Here is a 12,664-nt window from a genome sequence, read left to right as displayed (position 1 = left end):
GCGAGCGCAGCGAAGCAATCCAGAATCCCTCCGCGGGGACAGTCTGGAATGCTTCGCTGCGCTCGCAATGACGAGAGGAGAGAGTTCGGCCTTTACTCCACCGGCGCGATGCTCGGCGCCAGGATCACTTCGAGATGCTCGGGGCGGTCGCGGTTGACGTGGGCAAGATAATCGTCCGCGACCTTGCGCAGGCGGCGGCTGAGCTCGGCTGAGACGCTGATCCTGTCCAGCCTGGTGTTCTCGTGCACGATGGCGAGAATGGCATTGATGTGGTGCGTGAACAGCTCGGCCGGCACCTTGTCCAGATCAGGCGCGTGCTCGATGACGCGGCACAGGCTCTCGGCGATGCCCGCTGCCGAAGGAAAGCCGAACGTCGCAGCGTCGCCCTTGATGTCGTGCGCGGCGTGAAACAGCTCGTCGCGCAGTTTCTTCGTGAAGCCGTCCTTCTGCACGGCCGTCCAGGCGGCGGACAGTCTCTGGACTTCGATCGCCATCCAGTCCTTGAACTCGCCGGAGAGGCTCGCGAGCGCCTGCTCGGCGCGGCCGACCGGGTCGTCCAGGTCCTTTTCTTCGACACGGCGCAGGACCTTGCGCAGCGGATTGGGCTGCGTGATGACCTGGTGCGTGGCGAAGGCCTTGACCTCGATGTCCTTTGCGCTGTTCTTCGCCATGATGCCTGCCTCGTCTGAAGAGGTTGCGCTAGATGGAGGAGCGGGCCTTGTCGAGCAGCGAGGGCTGCTGCAGCACCTCGTGCTTTTCGCCGACGCGGCGCTCCGGGCCCATATAGGCGGAGTTGGTGTTGCGCCGCCGGTCGGGGCCGAAATAGGTCTTGGTCTTGATGAAGGGACGGGGATTGGCGACGACGTTGAGGATGCGCTGATAGAGCCCCTTGGCCGAGATCGGCTTGGCCAGAAATTCCGTGACACCGGCATCGCGCGCGACCGTGACGCGGCGCTTCTCCGAATGTCCGGTCAGCATGATGATCGGTGCGTAAGGATTGCCCTTGGATTCCGGCTGCCTGATCATCTGCGCGAGCTCGAGCCCGTCGAAAATCGGCATCGCCCAGTCGGTGATGACGATGTCGGGCACGTAATGGCTGTACATTTCGAGCGCCGTGGCGCCGTCCTCGGCCTCGTAGACCTCGCGCGCGCCGAACGAATGCAGCAGCGTCCGCAGGATGCGGCGCATGTGCGGATTGTCGTCGCAGACGAGGAAGCGCAGCTTGTTGAAGTCGATACGGAACATGACGCCCGGGCCAAAAGCGGGTCAACCTTCGTTAACCATATCGTGGCGTGGGTTAACGAAGGGTTGCGGCAGGCGGGCGGCAAGACGCTCAGTAGCCGAACTGCTCCCGCAAGATCCGCTCTTCCAGGCTGTGGCCAGGGTCGAACAGCATCCGCATCGAGATGCTCTTGTCCGAAAGCACCTCGACGCGCCGGACCCTGCGCACCTCCTCGTGGTCGGCGACCGCGGCGACGGGGCGCTTGTCGTCTTCCAGCACCTCGATCACGACATAGGCGGTATTGGGCAGGAGGGCGCCGCGCCAGCGCCGCGGCCGGAAGGCGCTGATTGGTGTCAGTGCCAGCAGGGCGGCGTTGATTGGGAGGATGGGGCCCTGCGCCGAGAGATTGTAGGCAGTCGAGCCTGCCGGCGTCGCCACGATGATGCCATCGGCGATCAGCTCCGGCATGCGCTCGCGCTCGTCGATCAGGATCCGCAAGCGCGCCGCCTGGGAGGTCTGGCGGAACAGGTAGACCTCGTTGATGGCGTGGTGCAGGTGAACGTGGTCGTTGACGTCGGTCGCGCGCATCAAGAGCGGATTGATCTCGGATTCATGCGCCGTCTCGAGCCGTTGGCGCAGATCATGCGTCGAGTACTCGTTCATCAGGAAGCCGACCGTGCCGCGGTGCATGCCGTAGATCGGCTTTCCCGTGCGCATGTGGTGGTGCAGCGTCTGCAGCATCAGCCCGTCGCCGCCGAGCGCGACGACCACGTCGGCCTCGTCAGGATCGCAGTTGCCATAGTCCCTGGTCAGCTGGCCAAAGGCGGCCTGCGCCTCGTTGCTCGGGCTGGCGACGAAGGCGATCCGGTCGTATCGCGAAGGCTTGGTCATGGCTTCTCGGCAGGGCCGCTGGCTCGAGTAAGGTTCCGCCCGGCTCGTCTATACGAGGTGGGCCCGTATTGTCGAGGAGGCCCCTCTCCAAAGCAAACGGGCGGCCGGTTGAGCGGCCGCCCGGTTCACTTCAGGGTAAAGACCGGGTCGATTGCCGCGGATCAATATTTTGCGATGACGGCGCCCGGGGTGAAGCGATAGTTCACGCCGATCTTGACCTGGGACAGGCTGCCACTGTCCCGCATCGTGGTGACGCCGTCGCTCATCAGCGACGTCCGGCTGCCGAGATCGATATAATCGTACTCGGCCTTTGCCGACCAGTTTTTGCCGAGGTCGAACTCGGTGCCGTAGCCGATCAGCCAGCCGCTGCGATAGCCGCTGCTGCTGAAGCCGTTGGTGGCCCCGCCGAACTGGTTGATGCAGGGACCGAGCTGGAAGCCGCCGACGACGGCGCCATTGAGCGGGCCGAACACGCAATTGACGTTGGTGCGGTCCTGAGCCCAGGCGCCGCCGGCCTTGGCGTAGATCAGGGTGCGGTTCCAGGAATAGCCGACGCGGCCGGACAGGGTCGCGATCCAGTCCGACGAGTTCTGGCAATTGAGCAGCACCGCGAGGTTCTGGACCGTGGTGCAGGTGCGCGATCCGCGCAAATTTGTCGCCGCGATGTCGCCCTCGATGCCGAGCACCCAGTTGCTGGGTAGCTGGTAATTGTAGCCGACCTGGATGCCGCCGAGGCCGCCGAACACGCGCGGATTGTTGCCGTCGATCGGATCGCCGGCAAAGCGGATGTCCGTCTTGCCGTATTCGACACCGAGCGAGCCACCGACATAGACACCGGTCCAGCTGGTCGGCGCAATGACGGTGCCGGCGGCCTTGGCCGGCGCCTTCAGCGGCATGATCGAGGCGATCTGTTCCGGCGTGAACTGGTAGCGAAGGCCGGCGTTGGCGGTCCAGCCGTCGATGTTTTCGCCGTTGCGATAGTCACCGCGGACGAAGCCGAGCCAGCCGGTGTTGGCGAGCTGGCCGGCAACACCGAGCGAGTACTGACCGTAGGTGCCGACCCGGCTCGTGCTGGTGTTCTGCGAGATCGCGATCGGGATGACGCCGAACACGCTGGCGTTCAGGCTGTTCACCGACGAGGTCACGTCGCCGGCGAACTCGTGGAAGACGCTGACCGAGGCGAAGGGCTGCAGGATCAGGTTGCCCGAGGTGATCGTCGTGCCGCCACGCAGGGTCAAGCGCCCGATCTTGCTGTCGATCGGCGAGGTCGTCACGGTCGAGACGATGCCTTGCGAGACGGCGCCGCCGCTCAAGGTGTAGTCGTCGACGTTGGTCCGCGACCAGGTGAAGCCCGCGGACGGCTCGATGAACCAATTGTTGGCCAAGGCGAAATTGTAGCCGACCGAGGCCGACACAGAGGTGCCGCGCGCGCCGATCTGCTGGTTGAACAGCCCGACGCCTACATTGGTCAGGTCGGCGCGGTAAAACTCTTCGCGCACCATGATGTCTGCGAAGAAGCGGCCGTAGGTTGCGACGACGTAGGCGCCGAGGAAGGGGACCTCGAAATTCGTGCTGCCACCCGCATTGTCGGTGGCCTTGGACGACAAATAGCCGGCGGTAGTGCCGACGTGAACGTTCCAGCCGCGCCAGTTCAGGCGCGAGATGTCCTGCCCGACCTGAACACCCCCGAAGCTCTGATGAACCGAGCCGGCGCAATTGAAGTTCGATGCAGCACCGAGCACCGGATTGAGGACGCCGGCATTGACCGTGCCGATCGAAGTCGAGGTGAACTTGTTGGTGACTTCGCCGCCGACGCCGCGGATCCAGACGCCCCCACCGGGCTGCTCCGGCTTCGGATCGGCGGGCGCCGAGACGAATGCGCTGCCTTGCTGCGTGAGGAATGCGGTGTTGGTGGTGCCGAGAGCACCGGCGACTGATCCGGAGGCGGCGCCGGTCGACGCCGAGATCGCCGCCAATTGTGCGCCGAAGAATCCCGCGCCCGGTCCTGTGACGCCGCCGGTGCATTGCGCGAAGGCTGCGGACGAACTCAGCGAAAGCGCAACCACGGCACCGGACAAGAGCTTCGTGCTGCTGATCCGCCCGGTCAGCCTGAGCACAAACTGCCTCATTCCCAGCCCCCAACAATCGAAAAATAAGGAATCAACAGACGCAGCAACACTCGGACACAAAGCTAAAGGAGCAACGCTTGCACCGAAAGCGTAGCGATGCGAGTTCCGTGTGATGCGTGGCCGATTTCCAATCGGCTGTACCGGAGCCGCCACATGTGGCGGGATGTCGCATGCCTGGCCCCCCAGGCTGTGATGTGCATCACGCAGGGACCAAGATGCTCGGAATACCTTTTGTGAGCAACCGCTTCGGCGCATTGATCGCGGCGGTCTACGGCGATAAAATATCGATAGATTTAGCGATTTTCGGGCCAGCGCGTGAATGCCGAGTCCCTTGCAAGGGATCAGGATCGGCGCATTAGCGCACGCTCGGCATGGATTTTATGATGCTCCGGCGTCTGATCGCAGCGATGGCGATGATCGGCGGGACCCTCCTGGCCGTGGTCCTGTCGGGTGATTGCGCGTTCGCCGAGCGGCGCGTGGCGCTGGTGGTCGGTAACTCGCTCTATCACTCCGTCCCGCAATTGCCCAATCCATCGCGCGACGCCACCTCCGTCGCGAATATGTTCCGCGATGCCGGCTTTGACACCGTCGAGACGCTGAACGATGTCGGCAACCTCGAATTCAAGCGCGCGATCCGCAAGTTCGAGACCACGGCGGACCAGGCCGACATCGCGGTCGTCTATTATGCCGGACATGGGCTCGAGATCGGCGGCACCAATTATCTCATCCCGGTTGATGCGAGGTTGGCTTCCGACCGCGACGCCGACGACGAGGCCATCCCGCTGGAGCGGCTTGTCTCCTCGGCGGATGGCGCAAGGCGGCTTCGTCTGATCATTCTCGATGCTTGCCGCGACAATCCGTTCGTCGGCACGATGAAGCGCGAGCGGCGCAACCTTCCGACCCGCGCGATCAGCGGCGGTCTCGGCAAGGTCGAGCCCACCATGACCGACACGCTGATCGCCTACGCGGCGAAGGCCGGCTCGACGGCGGATGATGGCGATGGCGATCACAGCCCGTTCACCACGTCGATCCTCAAGAATCTTCCCGTCCCTGGTCTCGACATTCGCCTTGCCTTCGGCCGCGTCAGGGACGAAGTCTTGAAAGCGACGGCCAATCGCCAGGAGCCGTATGTTTACGGCGCGCTCGGCGGCGGCACGATCTCGCTGGTGCCAGCGCCGGCCGTGCCGCGCGAGGCGCCGGTCAGCGACGTCAAGGCGGACTACGACCTGGTGCAGAAGATCGGCACGCGGCGGGCATGGGAGGTCTTCCTCGCGACCCATCCGACCGGCTTCTATGCCGAGCTGGCGCGGGCGCAGATCGAGGCGCTGGCGAGCCAGCCGCAAGCGCCGCCGGCCAATATCCAGGTTGCCGCCTATCCACAGTCGGTGCCGCCGAGCCGCGATGCGCCGCCCACCCGCGAACAGATCGAGTGGGACAAGATCAAGGACAGCGTCGACATCCCCGTGCTGCAGCGTTTCATCAGGCGTTTTCCCGACGCGCCGCTCGCGATCACCGCGCAGCAGCGCGTCGATCTGTTGAAGCAGGCGATCCAGGAGCGCGAGATCAAGGCGCGCGCCGAACGCGAGGCTGCGCGCCAGGCGGCCGAGGAGGCCAAGCGCAAGGCGGACGCGGAGAAGGCCGAGCTCGCCGCACAGAAGAAGCGCGAGGACGACGAGCGCCGCGCCCGCGAGGCCGAGGCGGCCGAGAAGGCGAGGGCGGCTGCGGCCGCCGCTGCCGCAGAGAAGAAGCGCCAGGACGATGAACGCCGCGCCGCTGCGGCCGAAGCCGAGCGCCTTGCCAAAGCGGCCGAGGCCGAGCGCAAGGCGCAGGAAGCCAGGCAGAAGGCCGAGCAGGCCGAGCGCGACCGAATTGCGGCGGAGGCTGCCACAGCAAAGGCCGCTGCGGAGAAGCAGGCACGCGATGCGGAGGATGCGCGCAAGAAGGCCGAGATCGCCGCCGCCAAGGAGGCCAGCGCAGCCGAGAAGAAGCGTCTGGAGGACGAACGCCGCGCCGCAGCCGCCGAGGCAGATCGCCTCGCCAAGGCGGCCGAGGCCGAGCGCAAGGCGCAGGAAGCAAGGCAGAAGGCCGAGCAGGCGGAGCGCGATCGTGCGGCAGCCGCGGCTGCTGCCGCGAAGGCGGCGGCCGAGAAGCAGGCGAGAGAGGCCGAAGAGGCGCGCAAGGCGGCCGAGCTCGCCGCGTCCAGGGAAGCCGCCTGCAAAGACCAGCAGGGCAAGCTCGATGCGATCATCGCCAAGGACAGCGAAGGCACGGGCATCGACGACCTCAAGGCATTCTCCAGGACGGTCACCTGCGACCGGCTCGGGCCGGTCGTCGTCGCGTCGATCGACCGTTTCAATGCAGAGGCCGCCAAGCGGGGGGCGACCCAGCCGAACTCGCCGCAGCTCGTCACCTCAGCGCAGACCGAGCTGGTCCGACTGGGATGTCTGACCGGCAAGCCCGACGGCAAGCTGAGCGAGCCGACCAAAGCCGCGCTCGTCCGCTATCTCGCCATCGGCGGCCAGCCGGCAGAGGCCGACAAGATCAGCGTGACTCAGGATCTCGTCGGGGAGCTCGCCAAGCGCGCCACGCGCGTCTGCCCGATCCAGTGCAAGAGCGACGAAACGCTGAAGGGCGACCTCTGCGTCGCCAATGAGAAACCGGCGCCGGCTGCGACCGCCTCGCGCAAGAACGACGATGAGGACAAGCCGCGCCGCAAGCAGACGAGCCGCGAAGCCGACCGCGAGCCGGCCAGGCGTGCGCGGCCGGAAAATGATGCGCTGCGTGCCCGGCAGCAGGCTGTCGCACGTCCGAGCATCGTGAGTGGCGGCGGTGGTCATAGCACCATGATCGGCGTCGGGTTCTGAAACGATCGGCGGCCGGCGGCGTTAGCTGGCTGGTCTCGATGCGACGGACGGAGCGGGACATGAGCTGGTTTCATTCGCGGACGCTTGCTGCGGCCGCCTCGACGGCGGTCATGATGTCGGCGGCAGCGCCTGCTGCTGCCGATCAAGGCATCGAGGGACGCATCGCAAGGCCTCTCGCGTCGGGACATCAGACCTTGCGTGCCGCCCGGCCGGCTATCGTGCGCGTCCGCCCGCCGACCCGTGTTGCTTCGATACCCATGGATTCCTCCTGCCGCGGATGTCGCGATTTCGTGTTGATACTCGGCATTGGCTTTTAGGGCTCCGATCCCCCAAAGCGTCGCAATTGCCGGCTAGGGTCTCCCGTGCGATCGGGGCTGCGGTCGAGCGCCGCCGAACGGGGAGAGCTGTCATGGTCATGCGTCGATCGGCGCTACGTCGCGTAGGTCTGGCACTCGCTTTGTTCGCGCTCGCAGGCTTTGCGCATGCGGATGAACCGCAGCCGCGCTCCGAGGCGGCCGCGCCGGCCGGACAGAAGGGCGGACGCGGCGGTGGCGCGCAAAACGCGCCGCAGACGTCGTCGTCCGCGGCCGAGCCGCATCGTCTGCCGCCGGATTCGACCACGAAGCAGACGCTCGATCTGCCCGGCCGGACGCTGAACTTCACGGCCACGGCCGGCTCGATCCGCGTATTCGACGGCAAGGGCGAGCCACTGGCCGACATCGCCGTCACCTCCTATGAGCTCGACGGTGCCGATCGCGCCACGCGCCCGGTGACGTTCCTGTTCAACGGCGGGCCGGGCGCGTCCTCGGCCTGGCTTCAGTTCGGCGCGGCCGGGCCGTGGCGCTTGCCGCTCGACGGCGAGGCGCTGTCGCCGTCGGCGTCGCCCGAGGTGAGGCCGAACGCAGAGACCTGGCTCGACTTCACCGATCTCGTCTTCGTCGACCCCGTCAGCACCGGCTACAGCCGCTTCGTGGCGAGCAGCGAGGACGCGCGCAAGTCGTTCTACTCCGTCGACGGCGACGTCAATTCGATCGCGCTCGTGATCCGCCGCTGGCTCGAAAAGCACGAGCGGCTGACCTCGCCGAAATACGTCGCCGGCGAAAGCTATGGCGGCATTCGCGGGCCGAAGGTCGTGCGCCAATTGCAGCTCCAGCACGGCGTCGGCGTCAGAGGCTTGATCCTGGTCTCGCCGCTGCTCGATTTCCGCGAGTTCACCGGAACGAGCCTCCTGCAATATGTCGCGACGCTGCCGAGCTATGTGGCGGTGGCGCGCGAAGCCAAACGTCCGGTCAAGCGCGCCGACCTCGCCGATGTCGAGGCTTACGCGCGCGGCGAATTCCTGACCGACCTCGTCAAGGGCGAGGCGGACAAGGAGGCAACCAATCGCCTGGCCGACAAGGTCGCCGAGCTCACCGGCATCGACCAGGCGGTGAGCCGAAGGCTGGCCGGCCGCTTCGACGTCGGTGAATTCCGCCGCGAATTCGACCGCAAGAACGGCAAGGTGACCGGCCGCTACGACGCCTCGGTGCGCGGCTTCGATCCCTATCCGGATTCCAGCAGCTCGCGCTTCGGCGATCCCTCCGGCGATGCGCTCCAGGCGCCGCTAACGAGCGCCGCGGTGGACGTGCTCTCGCGCAAGCTCAACTGGCGGCCCGGCGGCTCATATGAAGTCCTGAACGGTGCCGTCGAAGGTCAATGGGATTTCGGCCGCGGCATTAACCCGCCGCAATCGGTGTCGGAGCTGCGCCAGATCCTCGCCACCGACGCGAAGCTGAACGTGCTGGTCACGCACGGCCTGTTCGACCTCGCCACGCCCTATTTCGGAACGAGGCGGGTGCTCGACCAGCTGCCGGCCTTCGTGACGCAGCGCGTGAAGTTCGTGGTCTATCCCGGCGGCCACATGTTCTATTCGCGCGACGGATCGCGGCAGGCGTTCCGGAGCGACGTCGAGGCGCTCATTCGGGAGTAGGCCGGCGCTTGCGCGGCGGATAGCGGCGCGCGATCTCGCGTGCGACGACTCTTTCCGGCTTCACGTTCGCGCCGGCGATCCAGATGTCGCTGATCTTGCCGCGCTTGTCGCGGATGCGGCGCACCGGCTCGCCATGGCTGGAATGGCCGGCAGCCCAGGCGAGCTTGCCGATGTCGCGGCCGGTCACCTCGATCTCGGCGGCATCCATGAACGGGTTGTTGAACTGCGGGTTGGCGACGAGGACGCGGTTGCCTGCGGGGACGAAATCGGTCGCGCCCCAGATCGTCCACCAGCGGCCGGTCCAGTCGCGCAGGCGACGGTCGGCCGCGCCGCGTGTCTTGAACACGCGCAAGATCTGCATCGCGCCGTCCATCCAGAACGGCGCCGCGCCGTCGATCGAGTTGCTCATGATGCTGATCGTCAGCTCGCAGTCCGGGATGACGCAGGTCCGCGAGATATAGCCCTGGAAGTGGCCGCCATGACCGAACCAGTCCCAGCCGTCGAGCTTGCCGGCACCGATACCCAAGCCGTAATAGCCTTCGAAGCTCTGCGGGATGCGCCAATGGTGGCGCGTCATCTCGCGGCGGCTCGCGACCGACAGCACGCTCTTCTTCGCATTGGGCGCCAGCTGCGCGAAGAAGCGGGCGGTGTCGGCGGCGCTGGCGGCGAACCCCGTGGCCGATGCCATCGCGTTGGTGGGATTGTCGCCGGGATCACGCAGCGCACGCCCAGCGGCACTTTGCGCGTGTGGCCGCGCGCGAACTGGGCGCCCTTGGGTAGTGGTGCGTCCGGCTCGGTTTCGCGAAGGCCTGCGGACTCGATGATCTCGCGCTTGATCCAAACGGAGTAGGGCTCCTTCGCAATGGCCTCGATCACGAGGCCGAGCAGGCCAAAGCCGTGATTGGAATATTTGAAGCGTGTGCCGGGCTCGATCGCGGTCGGCAGCTTCAATTCCGCAAGCAACTCCCTCGCGTCGAGATAGGGGCGGCTGTCGATGAACTGGCCGGAATCGGCACCGTCGCGTGTCAGGCCCGCGCTGTGCGACAGCACTTGCGCGATCGTGGTCTCGGCCACGCGCGGATGCAGGCCGCCGACATATTGGCCCACATTGTCGTCGAGCCGGAGCTGGCGCTGCTCGCGCAGCTTCATGATGCCGGCCGAGGTGAAGCTCTTCGAGTGCGAGGCGATGCGGAAGCGATGGCGCGGGGTGAGCTTCTCGCCGGTGTCGAGATCGGCGAGGCCGAACGCATGCTCGGCCACGACCTCGCCGCGATGGGCGAAGGCCACGATGACGCCCGGCTGCTGGATCGTCGTCAGTTGGTATTCGATCCAGGAGCCGATGTAGTCGATCGCGGATCGCAGCCACGTGTCCATTGCGCTACCGGTTTGCGAGGGAGATTGGTGCGAGAGGCTAGCCGAAAGCGCAGAACGGGCACAACCCTGAGGTTGTGCCCGCCCGCTTCGGTCAAAGATGCAATGATCAGTAGACGAGCGTCGCGCCGGTCGGCTTGTCGAGCGCTTCGGCCAGCGAGCGATACTCCGAGCTGCCGGTGCCGGCGAGCGAGGCGATCTTGTTGAGGTGATATTGCGCCTGCTCGCGGTTGCCCTGCTCGAGCTGCCAGAGGCCGTAATATTGCCAGGTGCGGACGTGGTTCGGATCGTCCTTCAGCGCCAGCTCATAATAGACCTTCGACGATTGGTAGTCGCCGAGCTTGCGATAGGAGTAACCGATCAGGTTGGCGACGTCGGCGACGTCGTCGCGCTTGAGCGACTTCAGCTGGTCGATCGCGCCCGTGTAATCGTGCTTGTCGTAGATCGCCGCGTAGGCCGTGCGATAGGCCGCGAGGAACTTGGGGTCGCTAACGGAAGAGCTCTTCTTCTTGCCCTTCTTGGTCGAGGAGTCCGAGCTCGGCGGCGACGAAGGGGAATCGCCGCCCGCGGCATACGCGCTGGACAGCACCGGCGCGGCCGCGAGCGTCACGGCGACGAGTCCAGGCACAACGAGCGTTGAGAGTTTGCGCATTTAAGTTCTCCCGTATGGAACGTGGCGATCCTACACGATTGCCCGAAGACCGGAACACCTCTCGGGCAAAAACATTCCCGCTTCGCACGATCTATTCGCCCGGCCGCGGATGACAAACTTGTCATCGAGATGAACGAAAGCCTGCTGAGGGCTTCAGACTGGGTTCAGTGCCCCCCGCCTAGGCTCCACCCACGATCGATGGGTAGGCGAGAGGGCGCCGCCTGAAGATCTTCCAAGAGGAGACCACCATGTTGAAGACCATTTCTGCAGCCTTGCTCGCAACGTCCGTGATTGCAGCCCCGGCCTTCGCTGCCGAGGCCGGCAAGACCACCACGACCGCTCCGGTGATCAAGGCCGACCAGAGCCAGACCAAGGCGGCGACCAGTGCCGCGAAACCGGAAGCCGGCGTCAAGGCCGACGCCAAGACGACCGACGCCAAGACGGACGTGAAGACGACGAACGTGAAGGCTCCCGACGTCAAGGCGGACGCCAAGGTGGATGGCAAGTCGAAGGCGATGAACGCGAACGCCGCGGTCACCACCGACGAGCACAAGACCGTGCGCAAGCATCGCCATCACCACAAGCAGGTCACGGCCAAGGATGCCCAGAAGGCGCAGCCGGATGTGACCAAGCCCGCAACGTCAGATAAGCGCAACTGACGACGGATCCCGCGCGGCGGCATCCTTGGCATTGCCCCGCCGCCGCGCGCGGACGTCAGGCCTGGCCCGTTGCCACGCCTCGTGCGGAAGCGCGAGGCGTCGGCGGCTGGCCGGTGCGCTGTTTGCGTCTCTGCAAGCGAATTCCCTTCATCCAGGCCAGGGGCTAGAACGTCTCCTGATCTGTTCGAGCGGAGAGCTGGGCCTGTGGGGCGATTGGCGAGATATGCGGTGATCCTGGCGTTGCCGCTGGCGCTTGCGGCATGTTTTGGCAGCGACGGTGACCGTCCGACTTTCATGGGCGGGACCCAGGCCGGTGGGCCGCAGCCGTTTCCTGACAATTTCCGGAGCGACACGGTGGCGTTGATGCGGGCCTATCTCAACAATCCGGTCGGCGTGCGCAATGCCGGCATGGCCGAGCCGGTACAGCGCGAGGTCGGCGGCCGGCAGTTCTATGTGAGTTGCCTGCACTTCACCCCGCGCGAGACCGATGGCACTTACAAGGGTGTGCGCGAGCGGGCCGTGATCTTCGTCAACGGCCGTGCGGATCGTGTGGTGGACCAGACCAGCGATCTCTGCGCCGGTGCGGTTTACGCACCCTTTCCGGAACTGGAAAAGATGACGCGGTAGCGCAAAGCCCGCCTTCATCGCCCGGTGCTACACAGAAGCAGCCGGAGCCGCTGGATCACATTTCGGCGAGCTTTGAACGGGGTGGTTTCGACTTGCGACAAATCGTTACGGCGGGGCCTTGCGCTGGCGACAAAAACAGCCGGTGCAGCGCGACTTGACGGAACAAAATCGTGTTGTTGCCGACCCGTCACAGTCACGAACGATCAACGTTCCGGCATTGCCGCGAAGCAACCCAATTCACGCCACGTTGTTTCCCGAGTGTCGTAAATGAAAGAACGGG

The 12,664-nt window shown here is 65.6% G+C and carries 9 protein-coding genes and 1 pseudogene; 4 read left to right on the top strand and 6 right to left on the bottom strand.

What is annotated here, in order from left to right; translation table 11 throughout:
• Nucleotides 1-92: 92 nt before the first annotated feature.
• From N2604_RS27470 to N2604_RS27455, 4 genes are all read right to left on the bottom strand, one after another.
• The gene (locus tag N2604_RS27470) at nt 93-671 is read right to left on the bottom strand and encodes an Hpt domain-containing protein (protein ID WP_260371219.1); all 579 of its coding nucleotides are present in this window, start codon (nt 669-671) and stop codon (nt 93-95) included.
• A 28-nt stretch (nt 672-699) separates the two neighbouring features.
• A complete protein-coding gene (locus N2604_RS27465) occupies nt 700-1,245 on the bottom strand; it encodes a response regulator (RefSeq protein ID WP_008549760.1) in 546 nt (181 codons plus the stop codon).
• An 88-nt stretch (nt 1,246-1,333) separates the two neighbouring features.
• Nucleotides 1,334-2,113, bottom strand: a complete 780-nt coding sequence (locus tag N2604_RS27460; protein ID WP_260371218.1) for an NAD kinase — start codon at nt 2,111-2,113, stop codon at nt 1,334-1,336.
• A gap of 161 nt (nt 2,114-2,274) precedes the next feature.
• Entirely contained in the window at nt 2,275-4,242 is a 1,968-nt protein-coding gene (locus N2604_RS27455) for an autotransporter domain-containing protein (RefSeq protein ID WP_260371217.1), read from the bottom strand.
• A 383-nt stretch (nt 4,243-4,625) separates the two neighbouring features.
• Between N2604_RS27455 and N2604_RS27450 the strand changes: the two genes are divergently transcribed.
• Together N2604_RS27450 and N2604_RS27445 are read left to right on the top strand one after the other, a co-directional pair.
• Entirely contained in the window at nt 4,626-7,106 is a 2,481-nt protein-coding gene (locus N2604_RS27450; RefSeq protein ID WP_260371216.1) for a caspase family protein, read from the top strand.
• A 409-nt stretch (nt 7,107-7,515) separates the two neighbouring features.
• On the top strand, nt 7,516-9,075 hold the full coding sequence (locus N2604_RS27445) for a S10 family peptidase (protein ID WP_260371215.1): 1,560 nt from the start codon (nt 7,516-7,518) through the stop codon (nt 9,073-9,075).
• On the opposite strand, the pseudogene N2604_RS27440 reads toward N2604_RS27445, so the two are convergent.
• Together N2604_RS27440 and N2604_RS27435 are read right to left on the bottom strand one after the other, a co-directional pair.
• A pseudogene (locus tag N2604_RS27440) lies at nt 9,062-10,449 on the bottom strand (serine hydrolase domain-containing protein). The gene N2604_RS27445 and the pseudogene N2604_RS27440 sit on opposite strands and share 14 nt — an antisense overlap.
• Before the next feature lie 106 nt (nt 10,450-10,555).
• Complete coding sequence (locus N2604_RS27435) at nt 10,556-11,098, bottom strand: lipopolysaccharide assembly protein LapB (protein WP_260371214.1); 543 nt, start codon at nt 11,096-11,098, stop codon at nt 10,556-10,558.
• A 248-nt stretch (nt 11,099-11,346) separates the two neighbouring features.
• Between N2604_RS27435 and N2604_RS27430 the strand changes: the two genes are divergently transcribed.
• Together N2604_RS27430 and N2604_RS27425 are read left to right on the top strand one after the other, a co-directional pair.
• Nucleotides 11,347-11,757 (top strand): His-rich protein BRANT, encoded by a 411-nt coding sequence (locus N2604_RS27430; protein ID WP_260371213.1) that lies wholly within the window; start codon nt 11,347-11,349, stop codon nt 11,755-11,757.
• Between the two features lie 231 nt (nt 11,758-11,988).
• Entirely contained in the window at nt 11,989-12,384 is a 396-nt protein-coding gene (locus N2604_RS27425; protein WP_260376316.1) for a hypothetical protein, read from the top strand.
• The last annotated feature ends 280 nt before the right edge of the window (nt 12,385-12,664 follow it).

Origin of the sequence: Bradyrhizobium sp. CB1015, assembly GCF_025200925.1 — a bacterium.
Taxonomy (GTDB): domain Bacteria; phylum Pseudomonadota; class Alphaproteobacteria; order Rhizobiales; family Xanthobacteraceae; genus Bradyrhizobium.
This window is presented reverse-complemented; position numbering and strand designations above follow the sequence as displayed.